Origin of the sequence: Corynebacterium silvaticum, assembly GCF_002162115.2 — a bacterium.
GTDB classification, from domain to species: domain Bacteria; phylum Actinomycetota; class Actinomycetes; order Mycobacteriales; family Mycobacteriaceae; genus Corynebacterium; species Corynebacterium silvaticum.
In genome coordinates, this window is record NZ_CP021417.2 from 2,118,603 (window position 1) to 2,137,439 (window position 18,837).

The 18,837-nt window shown below is 55.0% G+C and carries 25 protein-coding genes; all 25 read right to left on the reverse strand.

All coding sequences use genetic code 11. The annotated features are described in order from the left end of the window. Positions 1-2 precede the first annotated feature (2 nt). The 25 genes from CBE74_RS22440 to CBE74_RS22560 all read right to left on the reverse strand — a co-directional run bounded on the left by CBE74_RS22440 (position 3) and on the right by CBE74_RS22560 (position 18,823). The gene (locus CBE74_RS22440) at positions 3-1,850 is read right to left on the reverse strand and encodes a glycine-rich domain-containing protein (RefSeq protein ID WP_087453215.1); all 1,848 of its coding nucleotides are present in this window, start codon (positions 1,848-1,850) and stop codon (positions 3-5) included. Positions 1,851-1,855: 5 nt separating this feature from the next. After that, positions 1,856-2,986, reverse strand: a complete 1,131-nt coding sequence (locus CBE74_RS22445) for a hypothetical protein (RefSeq protein ID WP_087454505.1) — start codon at positions 2,984-2,986, stop codon at positions 1,856-1,858. 37 nt (positions 2,987-3,023) lie between these two features. Beyond that, entirely contained in the window at positions 3,024-3,860 is an 837-nt protein-coding gene (locus CBE74_RS22450; protein WP_087454506.1) for a hypothetical protein, read from the reverse strand. Positions 3,861-4,107: 247 nt separating this feature from the next. After that, positions 4,108-4,524 carry a hypothetical protein gene (locus CBE74_RS22455; RefSeq protein ID WP_171483265.1) on the reverse strand — a complete coding sequence of 139 codons (417 nt, stop codon included), beginning with the start codon at positions 4,522-4,524 and terminating at the stop codon, positions 4,108-4,110. A 170-nt stretch (positions 4,525-4,694) separates the two neighbouring features. Continuing rightward, the gene (locus CBE74_RS22460) at positions 4,695-4,853 is read right to left on the reverse strand and encodes a hypothetical protein (protein ID WP_166741452.1); all 159 of its coding nucleotides are present in this window, start codon (positions 4,851-4,853) and stop codon (positions 4,695-4,697) included. Between the two features lie 3 nt (positions 4,854-4,856). Then, positions 4,857-5,120 (reverse strand): hypothetical protein, encoded by a 264-nt coding sequence (locus CBE74_RS22465; RefSeq protein ID WP_087454507.1) that lies wholly within the window; start codon positions 5,118-5,120, stop codon positions 4,857-4,859. Continuing rightward, positions 5,113-6,408 (reverse strand): hypothetical protein, encoded by a 1,296-nt coding sequence (locus CBE74_RS22470; protein WP_087454508.1) that lies wholly within the window; start codon positions 6,406-6,408, stop codon positions 5,113-5,115. Before CBE74_RS22470 ends, CBE74_RS22465 begins: the two co-directional genes overlap by 8 nt. Positions 6,409-6,445: 37 nt before the next feature. Further along, positions 6,446-6,598 (reverse strand): hypothetical protein, encoded by a 153-nt coding sequence (locus CBE74_RS22475; protein WP_166741053.1) that lies wholly within the window; start codon positions 6,596-6,598, stop codon positions 6,446-6,448. A 135-nt stretch (positions 6,599-6,733) separates the two neighbouring features. Further along, the gene (locus tag CBE74_RS22480; RefSeq protein WP_087454509.1) at positions 6,734-7,453 is read right to left on the reverse strand and encodes a hypothetical protein; all 720 of its coding nucleotides are present in this window, start codon (positions 7,451-7,453) and stop codon (positions 6,734-6,736) included. A 172-nt stretch (positions 7,454-7,625) separates the two neighbouring features. Further along, positions 7,626-8,522 (reverse strand): phage tail protein, encoded by an 897-nt coding sequence (locus CBE74_RS22485; RefSeq protein WP_087454510.1) that lies wholly within the window; start codon positions 8,520-8,522, stop codon positions 7,626-7,628. A gap of 196 nt (positions 8,523-8,718) precedes the next feature. Continuing rightward, positions 8,719-9,942 carry a phage tail tape measure protein gene (locus CBE74_RS22490; RefSeq protein WP_171483266.1) on the reverse strand — a complete coding sequence of 408 codons (1,224 nt, stop codon included), beginning with the start codon at positions 9,940-9,942 and terminating at the stop codon, positions 8,719-8,721. Continuing rightward, positions 9,924-10,328, reverse strand: a complete 405-nt coding sequence (locus CBE74_RS22495; RefSeq protein WP_087454513.1) for a hypothetical protein — start codon at positions 10,326-10,328, stop codon at positions 9,924-9,926. The genes CBE74_RS22490 and CBE74_RS22495 overlap by 19 nt, the downstream gene beginning before the upstream one ends. Before the next feature lie 19 nt (positions 10,329-10,347). After that, the gene (locus CBE74_RS22500) at positions 10,348-10,773 is read right to left on the reverse strand and encodes a hypothetical protein (protein ID WP_225870138.1); all 426 of its coding nucleotides are present in this window, start codon (positions 10,771-10,773) and stop codon (positions 10,348-10,350) included. 323 nt (positions 10,774-11,096) lie between these two features. Further along, entirely contained in the window at positions 11,097-12,014 is a 918-nt protein-coding gene (locus CBE74_RS22505; protein ID WP_087454514.1) for a hypothetical protein, read from the reverse strand. Positions 12,015-12,016: 2 nt separating this feature from the next. After that, a complete protein-coding gene (locus CBE74_RS22510) occupies positions 12,017-12,394 on the reverse strand; it encodes a hypothetical protein (protein ID WP_134316177.1) in 378 nt (125 codons plus the stop codon). Positions 12,395-12,399: 5 nt separating this feature from the next. Beyond that, positions 12,400-12,678 (reverse strand): hypothetical protein, encoded by a 279-nt coding sequence (locus tag CBE74_RS22515; protein WP_087454516.1) that lies wholly within the window; start codon positions 12,676-12,678, stop codon positions 12,400-12,402. A gap of 12 nt (positions 12,679-12,690) precedes the next feature. Further along, complete coding sequence (locus CBE74_RS22520; RefSeq protein ID WP_225870139.1) at positions 12,691-13,014, reverse strand: hypothetical protein; 324 nt, start codon at positions 13,012-13,014, stop codon at positions 12,691-12,693. Between the two features lie 382 nt (positions 13,015-13,396). Continuing rightward, a complete protein-coding gene (locus CBE74_RS22525; RefSeq protein WP_259484264.1) occupies positions 13,397-13,525 on the reverse strand; it encodes a hypothetical protein in 129 nt (42 codons plus the stop codon). A gap of 59 nt (positions 13,526-13,584) precedes the next feature. Beyond that, positions 13,585-13,893, reverse strand: coding sequence for a hypothetical protein (locus CBE74_RS22530; RefSeq protein WP_087454517.1), 309 nt, complete (start codon positions 13,891-13,893; stop codon positions 13,585-13,587). Between the two features lie 12 nt (positions 13,894-13,905). Beyond that, positions 13,906-14,826: a phage major capsid protein gene (locus CBE74_RS22535; protein ID WP_087454518.1), complete on the reverse strand. Its 921-nt coding sequence runs from the start codon at positions 14,824-14,826 to the stop codon at positions 13,906-13,908. Between the two features lie 30 nt (positions 14,827-14,856). Beyond that, positions 14,857-15,255 (reverse strand): hypothetical protein, encoded by a 399-nt coding sequence (locus CBE74_RS22540; RefSeq protein WP_087454519.1) that lies wholly within the window; start codon positions 15,253-15,255, stop codon positions 14,857-14,859. A 15-nt stretch (positions 15,256-15,270) separates the two neighbouring features. Continuing rightward, on the reverse strand, positions 15,271-16,587 hold the full coding sequence (locus tag CBE74_RS22545; protein WP_134316180.1) for a head maturation protease, ClpP-related: 1,317 nt from the start codon (positions 16,585-16,587) through the stop codon (positions 15,271-15,273). After that, positions 16,584-16,751 carry a hypothetical protein gene (locus CBE74_RS22550; RefSeq protein WP_166741453.1) on the reverse strand — a complete coding sequence of 56 codons (168 nt, stop codon included), beginning with the start codon at positions 16,749-16,751 and terminating at the stop codon, positions 16,584-16,586. Before CBE74_RS22550 ends, CBE74_RS22545 begins: the two co-directional genes overlap by 4 nt. Continuing rightward, positions 16,751-18,079, reverse strand: a complete 1,329-nt coding sequence (locus tag CBE74_RS22555) for a phage portal protein family protein (RefSeq protein ID WP_259493871.1) — start codon at positions 18,077-18,079, stop codon at positions 16,751-16,753. Before CBE74_RS22555 ends, CBE74_RS22550 begins: the two co-directional genes overlap by 1 nt. Before the next feature lie 192 nt (positions 18,080-18,271). Continuing rightward, positions 18,272-18,823, reverse strand: coding sequence for a hypothetical protein (locus tag CBE74_RS22560; protein ID WP_134316183.1), 552 nt, complete (start codon positions 18,821-18,823; stop codon positions 18,272-18,274). Positions 18,824-18,837: the final 14 nt, after the last annotated feature.

An 18,837-nucleotide genomic window follows, 5' to 3' on the forward strand; every position in this document is an offset into this window, starting at 1 on the left:
GGTTAACTCCTGCGGAAACGTATCCACGCCAGCCCATCCGCGCCGGACTGCCCTGGATTAAACTTCCCCAAAATGCCTCCGGTGCCCCCACCACCACCATCCCCGGGGGTCATGCCAGGGGTATCGACACCAGCAGGAGAGCCAGCAGGTGCATAAAAACCATCAACCTTGACCTGCTCACGTACACCGGCTGCAGCACCTCCAAATCCACTGCCGCCTCCGCCTCCAACAGCAGTTCCGGTAATGCCACCCCCATTGACAGAGCTTTCACCTCCGGCACGCCCATTTCTATCATCCCAGGATAGCCCGCCACCCCCTCCAGCACCGACTGTAACTTTGAATTGAACTCTGCCTAGCAAGGGTTGGGTGCCACTTGTGACCTGCCCAGCGCCTCCGCCATTGCCTAAGCGCCCCCAAGAATTATCACCACACGCCCCACCACCACCGCCGGCGATGAGAACAAAATCCATAAACTTCGCCCACGAGGGAGAGAAAATCACGTAGTGCCCAGGCTGCCTAAACTCGCGAACCTCTGGATGGCGTGAATTCCTCCACACCAACACCCCACCGCGATACACCTCCTGAACCTGGACCGCACCGACAGTAATGCTTTTGATTGCTTTCCCACCAACAAAAATCACTTTATGACTCCCTGACGAAATACCACACGTTAGGCGCAGGATATTCAGGGGCAGCATCAACAACACGCATATCAGTATTCCTGCCAACGCGCGGCGCGCATAATCCCAGGCTTGCTCAACCTTCCGAGATTTTTCAACAACCCCGACAACGTCATCTCGATCAACCTTTTGGCTCAGGGAGCTTTTAAGCTCATTTATCTCACCACCTAGCCCTGTGATCTCGGAAGTTCTGTGCGTATGGCTCGTGTTCGCCTTACCAGCCAACGCCTGCGACAAACCAGACACACCAGAAATCGCAAGGGACTCAACTTTTTGACGCAGTGCCGAAAGCTCAGTCACAGACGCTTTCTCAGAAAGCTGCTTCATCAATACAGCCGCAGCACTCTTCTGAGACACCAACTCATCCGCTACTTCTTTCAGCGTGTCATAAGCTTGCGACGCACCATCAAGAAGCTTATTAATCGCTGATTCAACAACGCGGTTCGTCACCGACTCCGCGGTATTTGCCGCTGCTTGCGCTTTCAGCGAATGCTGCCCCGCTGTTGCAGCATCCCGCTTCACAGCTTCTGCATCACCTTTGACCTGCGAGATAACCTGCTGTGTGGCTTGGGTGATCTTTTCTTGCACCACCGAAAAAGACCTCTCAGCGTTGTCTTTCAGCCACTCATACTGCGGCTGCCACGCATCTAGCTGCTGGACGCGTGGCTCCCACTGAGCAAGCCGATCCTTCAACTGCTGCCACGCTGACGATGCCGCCGACTCCTTCTGACTGGCCACAGACGCCGACTCTTTAGCGGCGGTGGCGGACTTTTCCGCTTTCTCACGATCAGTAGCAGCAGCCGTAGCAGCCTCGCCAGCAGTCTTCACACCACGAGCCACCTGATCAGCCAGCTCAGCCAGCTTATCTGCCACTTCCGGGGTAAAATCCTTCGCATCCTCCACAGCCTGACGCAGCGTGGCCGTGCCCTCATGCACCAGCATCGGGATAGACTCACGAGCTGTGAAATCAGCCCCGATTAACACCAACACCGCAGCACCCACTGCTACATCAACACTGAACTCACCACGCTCATCCACAGTGATACGCACTGGCTCATCCACAATCAACCCACCACCCCCAGGGCGGGTGGCAGCAGGACGCAGCCACACCTCCCGAATACCAGAAGGCTGCTTGGTGACCGTGGACAATTTTCCCTGAATAACAGGCATACTTTTTATCTCTTTCCTTCGCTAAAAACCGGCAAAACAACAACGGTTGCAGACCTATACGCCTGGTAGGAGCAACCAGCATGCATCTCGTGAACTTGGCCGGCTTGCGTAATCTCCATAGCAGTGATGTCAGTCGCACCGTTCGTCGCAACACAGATCATCAGAATGGACCCCTTCCATCCAGCTTTGGAAATGAAAGCCGCGCCAGAATTTTTTGTGAACGTCGTTCCCCGAAATTCCAGGCTTCCGAATTCATCCCCTGTAGAAAGCTTCCCTGAAGAACTGCCATAAAACCCCGGCTTACCATCATCGATGTGCAAAAACCGTGGGGCACAGGTAAGGGCTATTGAGTTCGCCTCAATCGCGCGTTGCTGGTCGTCATTAGCTTTCGCGTTCGCCTCAATCTGAGCAGATTGCAGCGCGTCAGTTGCGTCTTTTTGCTCACGCCACTTCTCTATCGACAACTCAGCAGTCTTCTGGGCCTCCCCAGCTTTTTCGTCTGCGGCTTCAGCCTTCCCATCAGCAACCCTGGCGTCTGACTTCGCCTCGTGAGCAACACGAGAAACCTGAGACACACGAGAAGACACCTCAGCTACCTTCGCAGCAGCCTCACGACGTTCCTGGGCTAAAACTCCCAAAATCTGCGTGTTCGACGAATTCAAACGCACAGAATCAACAATTGGCTGCCCGCCAGCATGAACGCGCCACCCCCACACCCCATTCTCCGCCACCATGTCGACCGCAGTCACGGGCGCAGGAATACGATGCTGGCACAGCTGCACATCCACGATGGAATCAATATCAAAATTCACACCCGGGACATGTGGCCCTAACCCTATCGCCGTGATATCGGACTCAAAAAACACCTCACCATCAGACCGGGTTTCCGCCGCATCCAAGACCTGTTCTGCATCCGACGAACCACGCACATAATCAACCTCACCATCAGGGGTGACGGCCATCACCTGAGTAATATCGGCCCTCACCCCACGCACATCAAACCTACCCATAGGCATATCAGCGGGCTTATGAACAAAACCCTGCACAAGACGCGGATCATCGGCTTGGGGCAGCTCCCCATCTAAAACCTGGGTATTCCACTTTCCCCACACAAACCCCGCAACCCTGCGCCCCACGGTGCCTCACCGCCATCAGCAACCAACACAACATCACTCATTGCTGCAACACCTCCACAACAATCGACGGCTTCGCCAGATCCAACCCCGCCACAGGCTTATCCCCTGGCAGCCACATATGGGCCTTGACCACACACCCCGACATCTGCGCCGGAGTACTAATCTCGTCCCATAGCGAATTATCCGACGGGCGCAGCAAAAGTCTTTTCGAGGGCTTACCAGTGGAGGTATCGGCCACCACAATCGGATAATCCTCCACCCCGAAAAGCCCATAGGTGGCCTTCAGGCTCTCGCGGATCATTCGGCGGATGACCTGATCGGCTGGACCGTCAAAAGTGAACCCGTCTGCCACGACTGCCATTTTCACAGGCGCATACATGCGAGGCTTTTCATACCTCGCCCCCAGGTCACTATCCTGTAGCGCAAACTCGCCTTTCACCTGCCCGGGGGCTGACCAGCCGGGTAAAAGCATCAACTCGGACAGCATATCCGTGCCATGCACGGTCAAACTATGGGGAAGCCGTGCGTCACACTCGGCTTTCGTGAGCTGTACACGATACACCGCGCGCCACGACTCACGCTCAACCATGACAAACCGCGGCGGCCCCATCACCGGCACCAATCGCAGCCTCTCATCCTGCCTGCCCAAACCATCAGCAACAAGCTCATCAACAATCTGGTGGGCCACGCCGCCGATATCCACACGAAACTTTGCTTCAAAAGATTCAGGATTCAGCCGGGTTGTAGGGTCCTTCATCAGCTCATACGGTGGGCACTCGCACACGGGCTCCCCATTTTCATCAAGCAGCCCCACCCACTCCCCACGAGCCTTAATAACGCTTTTACGGCGCTGTGCAAACGCGTCCCAATCCAATTTTTACCCCTTCCACGGATCATAGACACCGATGTTCCACCGCAAAGTGGCGCCATCAGGAAGATGAAAAACACCAGATTTCCCACCGGAACTTGCTCTGGAAGAGCCTTACCCCGAACCTTCAGCCACAGGGCACGATCAAGCTCACCCCTCAACGTGGTGACTTTAAGCCCATCAGCCCACGCGAGTGACAAAACCCGCAATTCGAAAGATTCAGGAAGTGTAAAAGTGGCACCGGAGGGGAGTTTTACCTCACCCCCGGCCCCCTCCCATACGATTTGGGGGATACTGGAACATCACCGCTATTCGTCACTGTGACGATATTCGAACCGTGGGACTCAAAAGTATCCGACAGCCAAACACCACCATCACCCACCAACGGAACATCAATCACAATCTCCCCACCCTCAGTAGGATCAGCCACAGGAGTAGACAACGCCCCCGACAACCGAACCGGCAAACTCCACCGACCCAACCTAGGATGCGACACCACCAACACTGATTTCGCCACTGAAGACCACATCCCACGAAACTCAGCCACCAACGCAGCCACATCACACAGCCCCAAAGTCTGTACAAAACACGACAGCGACTCCTCGACCGGCTGAGCAACCGCATCAGTAACAACCTGCCCTGCAACACCAACCGAGGAAGCCGTAGACACCGACGGTGACCCCACTAAACCGACAACCCGGACTCGGCCAAAACCACCGGCGAAAAAACATCCGTTAAATTCACATGGCGAGCACCAGAGGGCGAAAAGACCTCCACCGAAAAACATCCGGCATAGCCCGAGACAACTCAAACACAAAGAAATCCTTTCACCCTCAAAACCTAGCGACTCCGCAAAGCCGCCCATTGCTGCCCATCAATCCCAGACCGACGATCATTCACCTTGACCTCCAAACCATCAACACGATCCCCAAGCTCACGCAAAAGACGCAAAGCCGGATCATTCCGAGGATAAGAAGAATCCAAAGTCACATTAACCACGGTCTAAGACCCACCATCACGAACCACACGGCCCAAAAGATCACGCTGAGAATTAGCCTCATCAGCTAACTTTTTCAGCACATCAGCCGAATCAGACTGCACCTTCGCAACATCCGCAATCGACTTCCGTGCCCCGGCATCCTTCTCACGCCAATACTCAGCCCAAGACTTTTCAGACCCCTGACGCGATTCCAGCGACTTAATCAGGGTCTCCAATGGCGCTAAATCAAGCTTGTGCAGCGCCTCAGCCTTACCCCGATCAATCAATCTTCGACTTCAACGCCTCACGGTCAGCGGCTAGATCAACCAGCCCGGTATCGAACTTCGCCCGATCAAGCGCACGCGCCGCATCACCAAGAGGCGAAAACCGAATCAATTCCTCAACCCGATCACCACCACCGAAAAATCCAAGAGCACCAGCACTCGCCGTTGCTTTATTGATCTCAGCCAATGACTTCTCATCAAATTTCTTGAATTCCGGCATCTCAGCGAGCTTCCGCATCTCCTCATTAATCTGAGAGATACGGCGGTTCGCCGCCGGGTACCACGTTGCCCACTTAACCGGGTTAATCCAATTCCCGACGCTTGCTTTATCCGCTTCGATCTTCGCTTTCTCAGCCGCAAGCTTCGAATAACGCTCCCCCACAGTCGCCTGTGTGGAATCCAAACCGAACGCAGTCCCCGTCAAAACCACAAGCTTTTGCGACGCAACACCCAAAGACCGCGTCGCATCACGCAAATCAAACACAGCCTTAGTCTGCTCAAAAACCGCATTCAAAGAAGCCACACGAGCCTGCTTCTCAGCAAGCTGCTGCCCAATCAACGCAGCCTGAACCTCCGCATACAGCGCACGGGACTCATCAGACATCTGCTCAAAATCCGCCAGAGCCCCAGCCACATCACGACCAAGCTTCCACCGGAACCGATCAAACGCCAACCCCATATCCGACTGCAACAACAACCGTGCGCGCGCGTCAGCCCGCAACTGAGCCTGATACTTCGCCTGAGCCTGAGCCACAGTCTTTGCAGCCTCAAGCTGAGAGCGCACTCCATCAAGCTGCACAATCCGGAGATTAAGAGCCGCAGCGGCCACCTGGATCTGAGATAAAGCAAACGCAACACGCAACTCCATGACCTGCTCACGCTGCTTTTCCACCATTGTGGAAAACTCGCGCACAGCACCCATCATGGACGCGATAGCATTACTCACCTGCAAGCGGGCCTGGAACACAGCACCCACGATTTTATCCGTGATCTTAACAACCGCGATTGCGACTTCAATCGCCGCCGCTATCTCAGTACGCCCAGCAGCCTTAGCCGCAAGCGTAACAACACCGCGGGCCTTCTCTAGATCACTTTCAGCTTTCATGAGCTGATTCAGCGCTTCCGCCGATGCTTTCGGGTCCTTAGCCTTCAGATGATTTTCGCGGGCCTCATGCAGATTCGACTCAGCTTGACGCACAGCATCCGCAGCATCAACTTGCGCCGCAAAAGCATCCTGCATCGACTCATCCCCGTCGAAAGCACCTTTGAAAAGGCCAGTGAAGCCACCCAAGCCAAGCTTCTCACCAACCCCAAAAACATCTTTGAGGCTAAACCCGCTGGCGAAAGCCCCCAGATTTGAGCTTGCTACCTGCTACCTGCATGGACTCCGCAACCTTCACCAAAGCGTCAGGAAGGCGCTCAAAGGCCACGGTCTGCCCCGGCGATAACACCCGCTCTGGCTTAATCGTTGCCTTAGGCAAAAACCTACGCCATTGGCAACCCCACCGAGATCAAACGCACGATCACGCCAACGCGCGAGCGCCGATTCACGCCCGGCCCGCTTATCCCACTCAGATGCAAGCGACGACGCCGCACCCCAACTAATCTCCTTACCGCTAGTTGTTTTGTAAGCCCACTTGTCGATGTGGACTGCACACCCTCAACCAGCGTGGGGCCAGCAAGAGAACGATGCCAAATATCGGTGTATTGAGGATGATTAGCGGGCGCCGCAGCCCCACCAATCTGGCCATTGCCACGGCCACCACCCATTTCGATATTGACCTTTTTCCCATCACCAAAAGTGATAGTCCCCGACGTGTGCCCACCATAAGGCCCGCCGTTAAAAATCCTATTGAGTAAGTATTAGGCCCGCCCATTCCGCGCCTAAACCCATGCACAGCGGTCCACTGCCCTTGGTTAAGGGTGGCGAATTTACGGCCAGCGACCGGAACCCCAGCAACCAAAGCTGCACCAGCAGACTGAGTGCCAGAGTAATCACCCCAGCTGGAGGCCAATCCACCGCCCCACGCATAGCGGGATCCTTCTAAAGAAGAGGGGCCTTGCTGCCCGCGGATATTCTCGCCTTTGAAGAATCTCAAAAGCTCGCTCGCAGACACTAGCCCACCATCAGCGAACCTCGGCAGCCCCAAATCCCCTACACGTGGGCTGAGGTTTCCGCCGTTGATTGCTCTCAAAAGTGGAAGATTCCGTGAAGTAGCCTCACGATTTACGATGAATTCACCAGGCTCGACCCTGGCTATGGGCACCCCAGCGCGGGTAATCCCCACGATTGGGTCACGGGTGGATCGTGAAACCCCCGGGATATCCGGTAGCACGCCACCACGATTGAACCCGGGTATCTCACCATCATTATGGCGGTGAACGACGTTAATCTGCCGACCCGCAGATTGCGTCGTATCGGAAAAATACTGAAAATACTATTTTTAGCTTCTGACAGCCATCTCTTTACATCTCCAAACTTCCGCTTTATCCCTTCCCACAAGCCGTTCATGATGTTCTTGCCAGCATCAACGAGCCACTCACCGGATTTCGCAAAAATCCCTTGATCTTATCGGGAAGCTCTCTAATCGTGGAGAGGATGCGATCTTTCATCTCTGTGGTTTTTCGCCCCACAGACTCAGCCCACTCAGACACCTTCGCTTTAACCGATTCAACCATTTCGCGGAAGAAATCTTTGACCGCAGACCCAAAACGCTGAGTCAACCCAACAACGGTGTCCCACGCCACGCTAATACGCTCGCGGGTACCATCAAGCCACTCACCAACTACGGCTTTAATATGCTCAATAGCTTCACCGAAACGATTTTTGATGGATTCCCAACCCGCGGAGAGAATCCCGCCGATCTCATCCCACTTGCCGGTGAAAAGGGCAACGATAACTAGCCAAGCAGTGGCGAAAACATCTTTCACGGCTTCCCAGCCCGTGGTGAATATGGTTTTCACAATCTCAAAGCCAGCCGAGAAACTAGCTTTAAGCTGCTCCCACCACGCAGACGCAATCGCAGTGACCCCATCAAATAAGGCCTTAACACCAGCAACGAAATCACTATTCATGAACGCATCAAAAAGCTCATGGGCACCGGTCACGATGCTATTAAACGCTTCTTTGATCCACTCAGCCCCGCTTTTTACAAGATCAGTGAAACCCTGCCAAACTTTCTGACCAGTCTCGGTTTTTGTGAAGAAACCCCACAACGCTAGCCCAATACCAGTAATCGCAGTAATAGCCCAACCAACAGGACCCATTGCGATCACCCAAGCCGCGGCGATCCGCCCAGCGTTAAAAATAGCCTTGCCAGCGGTTTTAGCCCACGCCCAACCAACCTTCCACAAGGCTTTCACATTCGACGCGGATCCTTTAATCGCATCGGCTTTCGCGATCATCCAGGCTTTGCCGTGCTTCCCAGCCCCAATCAAAGCTTTCGCACCCGATTGAACCCACGAAACACCCAGCTCAATAATAAGGGGGGGGTAACAAGGGGCGCTACCACAGATGCAAAAATAATAAGCTTTTCCTTATTAGCCTCGATCCATTGCCCAGCCTCCTTAAAAGCCTCCGGCAAAGCCTTCACAGCGGGGACTAGCTTCTCCTTGAAAACGCCTCAGCCACCGGAATAAACTGAATCAAAGCCTCAAGCTTATTCTTAGCGAAATCCTGCACCGCCTGAGCCACAGGCTCCAATGCTTCTTTCGCAGTATCCCGGAACCGCTGCCACTTCTGCCCTGTGGTTTCCAGCTCACCGGCAAGGCCATTAATCGTGTCCTGAGTTACCCCAATATCACCCTGAAGATCATCAATAGACAACGCACCAGTTTTAACAGCCTCAACGAACTTACCGGCGCCCTTCACCCCAAAAAGCTTCTCGGAAAGGGCAATAGCCCCAACCTCATCACCCTTTTTAATAAGATCCCCAACCGCACTAGCAGTCGCGTGAAGCTCCTTCTGAGGATCCTTACCAGCCTTATCCAGCTTACCGACAAGGGCCGCAGATTCACCGATACTAAAACCAAATTGCTTAAGCTGTGGGCCACCCTTAACCACATTCCCCGCAAGGCTATCAATAGACACACCAGTAGCCTGTGACACACGGAAGAGGTCATTCATTGCTTCCGGCATCTGCCCAGCTTCCACACCAAAAGCACTCAACGCAGACGCAGCAGAAGTCACATCAGCATCAAAACCCAAATTCTTCAAATTCTGAAACTGACGGGTCATCTCCTCCAACGGAGCACCAGTAACACCCAACCGGGTATTAAGATCCGCCATTGTGGCGCCAATCTCAGCCAGACCACCCTCCGCGGCAACCGTCCCAGACACATTCCGCAAAGACTGCTTCAAAGCATCAAAAGCCTCACCACTAGCCCCCGTACCAGAGCGGATGATGTTATATGTGGATTCGAATTCCTTCCCCACATCCCACACCGCACCCTTAATCGACGCCACACCAGCAAACGCGGTCGCAGCCCCCAACATGAGCCCCGGCAACCCTTTAAGCTTCTCAGAGACAGCGCCAATAGCATGGCTACCCTTCTCCTTAAACTTCTCCATCCCGCGGCTCATAGACTCCGTGGACTTCGCCGCCGCCTCTTGAGCATCATCCAAACGCCGCGTCGCCGAAAACAAATCCGAACTAACCCCAGTCGCGAACTTCTGATTCTCACCCAGCTTCCGCTCAGAATCCGCAAGCTTATCCGACGCCTTCGACGCCTCCAGACGCGCACGCTCAACCGCCGACTCCTTAGAAGCAACAGCAGCATCCGCACTAGCCCGCGCCTGCTTCAACTTCAGCTCCGCCTGCTCCAACTGCTCAACCGAGGCCTTCCCGAAGCACGCAGCTTCGCTAAAGACTCCTCAGCAGCACGCACCTTCGCGTCACCGCCAGCCCGCGCAGCCTCCAAAGACTTCTCAGCAGCCTCAACCTGCTTCACCTTCACAGCAACATCAGCCTTAGCGTCAGCAATCTTCTTCTGCTGAGCAACAACCGTCTCAGTGGCCTTCTTCTCCAAAGCCTCAAGACGCTTCACCTCAGCCCCAGCAACATCAACGCCAGACTTAAAGCCCTGTGCGATGCCTTGGCCCGCCTTTTTCGTCGCGGCTTCCATCGGGGCCTGCACCTGAGACCGAATGTTCTTCTGAATGCCTCGCAAATCAACCGAAATCGGCAAAGACGCAAAACCTACACCAGACACATCGAATCCCCTTTTTTTGTTATTCCATACCGAGCGCCCTTGTGCGCATCCGCTCGGCGGCCAAAATTTGTTGCTTTCTCGCCTCGAAATCCGCCTGCTTCTTCTGATCCTCACGCGCAGTCATAAACGGATGAGCCTTCTCAGAGAAAAGATTAAAAATCGTCATCGTGATCAATTCCAGCTTCGTGAACCGCTCCGTGTCGTTCACGTCAGCCCAGAATCGGGAAGAATCACGATCCAACCCATCCACAAGCAGCAAAAGCCGCCGCAGTGTCAGCCGGGATTCCCCACCGTTGGGGAGGAAAAAGTACCGGTAATCCCAGCCTTTATCTGCGAAATCCTGCTCTACAAGGTCTTCGCGCTCGCGGATCAGGCGAAAAAGCCCTAGCCTTCCCCAGCCCGGTGGCCTCTGTGTATGCAGGAATGATGATTTCAGTGAAGTCACGGACTGAAGCACCTACGTTTTCGAGTTTTTGCATCTGGCGTGGCCCGAGGATCAGTGAGAATGCTTTCACGAATTTTTCTTCTTCCCATGCGATTGCGGTAGCGACAGGTGCATCGTCTAAGGATGAAGGCGCGGTGAGTGTAATAGTTTTCCCATTGACCTCAACCTCGAAACTGATGCTTTCTTTGTTGGCTTCTGCTTGCGCGGGGGTTTTCTTAGAGTTAGTCATGGCAGACCTTTCTATTTAGATGTGTGCAAAAAGTTTGTGCAGACCTTTAGGGATGGCCCCACGCCGGTCTGCCATGAGCGTGGGGCCATGAGGATTACCCCTCAGAAACGGTGACCTTCGCACTGTCACCGAGCTTCGCACCATTAGCAGTAACGCTGGCTGCGCCCTTGACCGTGTAGCCAGAGGTTGCGCTAGAACCGGTTACGGTGACGCCAGTGGTGACCTTCAGGATCTCTTCCTGAATCTTCGAAGCAGCAGCGTTGTAATCAATCGCTTCGGTCTGCTTGCCGTTCACCGTCAGCGTGAAGGAGCCGGAAGAAGCAGCCTTATCGAACTTCACTGTGAAGTTCTTAACAGACTCAGCAGCAACCTTCTCGCCGTTAGATTTTTCAGAGAAACGCAGCAGATCAACCTTGCGCGCAGCCTTAGCAGCACTGCCAACCTTGATACGGTCGAAAGCGTCCTTCATCTGACCAATCTTGAAATCGAACTCGATTTCCTTGCCCTCAGGGTCCTCACCATAGCCAATGTTCTGCATGGTGGCGATCGCCGGATAACGAGAAGCAATGATCTCAAGATCGCCCTTCTGATCAGTCACGACCATCGCAACATAAGGCAGAGCGACAGCAGAACCACCGAAAGGAACCTCAGCGCTCTTGACACCGTCGAACTTCTCCTTAGCCTCGGTGGTCTTATCCTCGCGGTCAGGCCACGCGTTCCGGTCAACGGTGGCGTTGCGCTCAATAACAGAGGCCTTAGCGGTCAGCTCACCGGGCTTAACAGTGGTGGAAACCACGCCGTAGCCCCAGCCCTTCTTCTTGGACTTCTCGACCGTCTTCTGAATGTCGATCTTGGTGCCATCGTCCAAAATTCCGATGGTCTCCCACTGCTCATTGAAAGACCCATCAAAACCAATCAGCGGATTCTCGTGAAAAGACACCAAAACCTGACCGTCAATCAGCGGAGAAACGTTTTCTGGGGAGCGCTGAGAAGCGCCCTTCGTTGCAGCCATATCTAGGCCACCTTTCTGTTCAACGCGACGTTAAACGCAGCCGACGCCACAAACCCACCAATGCGGGAATCAGGGCGGGCAATGCGATTAGTCGCAGGCTTAATAGAAAAAGCCCACCCCGTTGAGGTGGGCTTAGTAAGATGCCCGTCAATCATGTCGAGCATCCTGTTAGTGGTTCGCAGGTCACCGCAATGCACTGTGATCCTCACAACCTCACGCGTCCAACCACGCGAGGAATAAGGAACACCATCGGAGACCACAACCACACGAGGGCCATCACGGGGAGTCCACTTAGGCGGCAGCGTGTCGGAGATAATGTCAACGGGGTCAAACACACGACGCAGACGATTAAGCAACAGCTCCGCGGCGTCTCTTTTCATCCACATCAACCGTCACCACCATAAGGGCTGACGGTCAGACCAAGCGCCGAGGCCGCTTTCGTCAGATAACCGTGCTTCGCCTGCAGCAGCATGCCGTGAGGCTCCGCAATGGTCACAAGACCATAGGGGCGACCGTTGTCATTAACACCTGTCTGGGTGAGAACCTCAACATCTTCAGGAATCTCACCAGCAACCTTCTCAGTCACCTCAGCAATCGTCGCAGCATGAGCATTACGCACAGCCTCCATGATCGCAGCATCATCAAACTCAATCTTGAAACTCATGCCTCACCCCTCTCAGCGATGACCTGCATGCGGGGGGCGATGAGAAGCAAGCGCAGGGGTTCGCCCCGTCGCCCAATCCCACGGGATATGAATCACGCGATAGGACAGGCCACGGATCACAAGCTCATCGCCCTCATTGATTGGGGTGCCAGCAGCAGCCAGCACCTGCACCTGCACCTGCACCTGCCGAGTGTTTCCCCCGTTAACCCCATCACCTTGATCATCGAACGTTGTTGCCCCCATGGGGAACACATCGGCAAAGAATATCTCCTCAACCACCCCAGCTTGGAACCCATTCACAAACACTGGGTCAGGACGACGAATCACCTGTTCCATACACAGACCACCCTTTCAAACCAGCAGTTGATGATGATCAATCGCCAAGATTTTCCATCAACGACTTTCCGCCAAATCGACCTCACTACTCAAAGGCACCAAGGCCACAGCGGCGCATACAGAGTCAGAAATAATGACGACAGTCTCGCTCGTCGCTCACCTCCGGCCAACGACCAGGCGGCGGGAAATTAAACCGCGAGCTACCCAGCAAACCAAGCAACTCGCATTGAGAATCAGACAAGACAAGACCACCCAGTGCAACGGACTCGACACCGACCGCATCCCACGAGACGCACCAACAAGGATTGCGGATGTCACCATCTCTTTAATGACCCGCTTGACGGTGAACAATCCCCACTCGTCTCCCTCGGTTGGGAAGTCCTTATGGACCACGGGCGAAGTCCGCTCTGACGATCATCTCTGCTTCCTTCAGGAGTCGTGGTGCGAGGAGCTCCTCAAAATCCGAGAGTTCCCTAGGCAGGATCAGATCGTTGATAGTAACGAGTGACATGCGCACCTCCTTATGGAAGAGCAGCGATCAGCTCGTCCTTGCTCTTGTACTGTGATAGGTCAACGCCACGGGCACGGGCGTAAGCGTCCCACGTTGCACGGTTCGCAGCATTCAACGGTCGGACTGGAAGCCTCTGGTTCTGCCTCGCGCTCGTCGTCCGATTCGCTAGCCTCACGCTCCTCGGGTACATGATCTTCAGTGTGAGCCTCTGCTGGTTCGTCGCCCATGGCGCGCTTGGCGATACCGCCTTCTTCAAGCCACGCGATTAGTTCGTCGTCCACGCTCACGCGCTCGCCCTTCTGGCGAAGCACGATACAGTCGGACAGCTGCTGATACCAGCGTGTAACAAGGATGATGACTACTGTCATTACTCGACCTCCTTAGATGCCGGTGATCTTGATTGCAGCCTGTGGGTTGTCCACAGCCAGAACACGCTCACGGAATGCATCCATGCGCCAAGACTGGTTGGAACCGCCGTATCCGTTCTCGCCATGCTCGGAATACAGCGGAGTGATTGTCAGCGGATCCACAACGGATTCAAAACCGACGACACCGGATTGCAGAACATAAATCTCGTTGTCTGGAAGCCATGCGGAGACGAAGACGCGCAGACCAGCGAGCACACCTGGCGTGACACCGGAGTACACAGGGTTATCAACTGGGGAGCTGCCGTTGTAGTAGCGCTGCGCTTCCTCGTTGAACAGGATCAGGTCCAAGGACGCCTCGTTCAAAAGAAGAGTGTCAGGACGATACCCCATGAGCGCATCGTCTCGGTTAGGTGCCTTAGCAGTGCTGATCATGCGCTTAGCGTTGCGGATGTCGCGCAGTGGCTTCGCCGCGGTCTGATCCCACTTGGTTGTTGCACCGAGGGTCTGAATGTCTGCTGCTTTGAATGCTCGCAGAGCACCCTCGACACCATTCTTAACCATCGTGTTCTGCAGAGCAGTGACCTGCAAACCAACCTGATCAATCTTGTTCTTGCGGACCATGTCCCGAGAGATGCGAGCACCGATGGCGGTGCGCTCAGAAACGATCTTCTTGACCTTGCCAAGATTGACGTCAGAAGTAGGGATCTCCGCGAACTCAGCGACGATCTCAGCGTCATCGTTCAAATATGGTGCTGCTGCCTCACGGTAGGCGACGACACCATCGTTAGTGCCACCGTCACGGAAGATAGCCTTGACAAGGTCAGCACCATCAAGGTTCTCGTAGGTGCGCTCCTGCCGCCACGTTGGGTCCTTGATGATGGAGTCAACGGTGATTGCTTCGCCGGAGTACGCGCTATTAAGCAAAGTCGGCATTTTCCCTCCTAGGAAAGTAGTTGAGTTAGGTTAGGCACCGAGTCCAGCTGGGTGAAACAGGGAAACCTTGACGAGGCCGTTCTTCACATCAGAAACGGCGATACCGACACCTACGGTGCCGGACTTTGCGACCTTTCCATCAGCTGCTGCATACACCTTGGTATCAACGGTCAGGTTCTTTTCCGCGGTCTCAATCGGAACGACAACACGGCCCGTGTGAACGCGGACGTGCTTTGGTAGTCCGTGGGTCAGGTCGTTGTCTCGATCACTGGGTGCTGGTGCTGCTGCTTCGGTGACGGCGCCGAATGGAAGCGCGTTGGCTCCGGCGTGCTCGATCTTTCCTTCGACGGACTTGACCAAGCGGAACTTACTGGCCGCCTTGCCTGCTTCGCGGGTGAGGTAGCCGGTTTCAAAAGTTGGGTTAGACATTGCGAAAGTCTCCTTTTAGATAGTTGGGCGCTGGAAGATTCGGCCTCGATCTGCCTGCTGGTTCTTCTCCGAGTGGGCAGCGGACGCACCGATTCCAATTCCGCGCGCTTCATCAGATCCACCTCGACCCTTTTCCACTGTTGGGATTAGACCCGGCGCGAGATGCGCGAAGTACGCCTTCATACCGTCGTAGTCTTCGACGGTTGCGGCTACGAGCTGGTCGTGTTTTACAGCTAGAACCTTGCCGGCTTTGATTGCTGCGGCGACGAGCTCTTCTGCTTCTCGGTGCTTGTTGTCTTCACTGGCTTGGTCGCCGATGGCAGCGCGTCGGAGCAGGTCATCGTAGACGTCCTTGTCAAGGCTGATAACACCGTCTGCTGGTTCTTCAGAGGTTTGTTCTTTCGTCTCCGTGTTTTCAGCTACTGGGCTGCTGACAGACGGAGTGTCTACGGCATCGGCGAGATCCTTGAGCATCTGCTCCACATTCACTTTGGTGAGTGCAGAAAGATCCGGCTCGATCTTCACTGTTGCTGTCCCGACTGGTTCTGGCTGTTCCTCGTTGCTAGCTTGCTCTGCCAGCGCCTCATCGAGGGCTGCTAGAACGGTCGCTTCATCGGATTTACCGTCAACGCCCAATCGCTGGGCAATCGAAGCCAAGAAATCCATATTCTTCTTTCCTCCCCGCCCTCTCTGGGCGTTGTTGATAACGGGGTCTGGTGCGGATCGACGCCCCGAGTATTTGCACTTCGCAAACACCCGAGACTGCACACCAGCGACCACTGGGTCGACTGTCTTCGGTGTTACTGCTGTCACCTCATCGGCTAGGCCGACGTTCACCGCTTCGGAAGCCGAGTACCACGTTTCATCCGTGAGCACCCCGAGCCATTCGTCAGCAGAGATCCCCGACTTTGCTGCATAGATTCGCGCGTAATTCACTGCAACCTGATCCAATCGATCCGCAGCTTTTCGCAGATCCGTGGAATCGCCGTCTGTGAATACCCACGGGCTGTGGATCATGAGCTCTGCTGATTCAGCCATCGATAGGCGTTCCGCGCCGCCTATCGCGATGACTGTGGCCGCCGATGCGCAAACCCCGTCTACAACTGCGTGGATAGTGGCTGGGTGTTCACGAAGAATGTTCATGATTGCCAGGCCCTCGAGTGTGTCACCGCCGTAGGAGTGGATGCGCAGTGTGATGGACGAGGCGTTGGCCTCGTCGAGGAGGCTACGGATATTCGCGGCGGTGAAGCCATCCCAACCTCCGATATCTCCATACAAAATAACCTCGAAGTGGGATTCTCCGAGGTTCTTGATTTCTAGCTTCTTTCTCATGCTTCTCCTTCTTTCACCGTCACTGGCAAAAGCCCGGTATGTTTGATCGGATCAAGCCCGACGGCTTCAAGCGCAGCTGCCGGATCAAAGCCGGATCTGATCAGCGTTCCGGCTGCGGAAGTGAGCTTTTGCAGATCATCAGAGCTATGTTGCTGCTGTTGCATTACCCCCCCCCCATCGTCTGAGCGTCTGGTGTCGTATTAGCTGGTTCTACTGGGGTGGATGACAGTGTGACCCCGAGTTCCTGTTCTAATTGACGGCGCTCCGCCTTCTTCTCCAACGCCTCCTTAAACGGCGTCAACGGAGGGAGCTCACCACGACGACGCACGTACTCTTCCAGAGTCCCGTCGCCGGTGACCAGACCGGCGTTCTTCAACGCCACAAGATCCTGCGGGCTGTAGCCAGTCTTGGATCCGATCGTGTCGAACGCGATACGCGGGAACGAGCCGACGCCCTCACCCGTGTACTTTTCGACCATGTCGACAACCAAATACTTATTTGCAATCGTCGCGATGTATTCGGCGATTGACTGCAGCGACTGGATGAACATCGACATCTGAACATCAGCCAAGGCATACGATCCGCCCTTGCCTTCGAGGTTCAGCGCATGGGCCAACGCCGTACGGGCGATCTGCGCATCGTGGTACTCGATCGCTGCACGCGGAGAGACCAGCTGCCCAGACACGCCTTGGATCGTCAGCTTCGACCCGCGCTTAATCGACGCACCCGCTTGTGCGCCACTGCGCAGCCCCTCGACGAGATCCTGACCACGGTCAATATCCTGCTGATCCGTCTCCGAGTACGACTCAAATACTGGAACTCCCATGCCGTTACGCTCAAGCACCAGACGCTCAAGCTTCAAAAACTCATCTTTAAGCTTCCAATACTTATACGCGGGCCGGAACATCGACGTCCCCAAGCCGTCTTTCTGCTCTTCGCCGTAGATGAAAAACAACAGCCTTGAGACTTCAAGCTCGACCCTGTCCAAGCGCTTACCGCTCGCATCGACGGCTGCGCGTTGCACGATCGACTCGATGCCACCGTCGAGAGCGATATTGATCTTCTCGATAGTGTCAGGAAGACGCGGGGCAAGCTTTACCAGACGCTGTGGTCCGCGTATCTCATCCGAGTACACCTTCTCGAAGTACGCATGGCCATAGCGCAGATACTTCAAAATCCACGGAAGCGTCTCCTGCCACGACACCCTGCCCACGGACTGCGCCAGCGGATCAGCACCAGAATCACCTTTAACCGGAAGATTCAAATCCTCCGCGATCATCTGCACGATCTCATCAGAAGCGCCGTTCGGCTCGATGTACCAAGGCGTTCGGAGAATAGGCAAAGTTACCGCCCGCTCCACAGATTTAGCCTGTGAATCCTCACGCAGCATCTTCGAGAACTCGCGCACCGACTGAGGCCACTTCAACGCCCAATTATCCTCCGCCAGCGGGGACAAACGACGAGCCTGCGCATGCCCTAGCTCTCCAGCCATACGGCCACCTCCTCACCATGCCTAGAATGCAAACGATTCATGACTGGACTTCACCACCCGCATCTTCACCCCACTGCTGTCCGGTGCGACAGCCTTCGGTAGCGGCGCGTATTCATGGACACCCCACATAGCGAAGTCCAACGCCACCAGCGGAGAAATCACACCAGAAGACCTCGTCAACCTGACCCCGCCTTACTTGTCCTCCTGCAGCTCAGCAACAGCGAACGACTCACGCAGCTCTTTCGATTCACCGAAAGTCCACGTGCGTTCATCGACGCCGTGCAGTAGTTTCGATGCAGCCGCTTTCACGTGCGAGAACTTCATCTCCGCGACATCAAAACCCGCATCACGGATAGCATCCGCGATCACCCACGCCGCAGACTTCGGGTCAATGATGATCGCCACAGGATCAGCGTCGCGCACAGCCTGCAGCACAGCGGCAGTTGCTGCCTGAATATTCAACGGACCGTGATAACCCACGACCCCGTGAACCCCACCGGAGTTCGTTCGACCACCCGCAGCGATAGAGCACCACTCACGGTCAGGGGTAGCGTCAACCGCCAACACAGTGTGCAACAAAGCAACATGATCAGTTGTGAACGCGGCATCAAGTTGCTCATCCGTGAAGATCGGTTTGAACTCATCCACGACCTCATCGTCGAACCACAAACCCCAGCCCAGCGCTTCAACACCAAAGTTGATCCTGCCGGACTCGGTGTTCATGCGTCGCATGATGTTCTTCATCTTCTTAGCGTTAG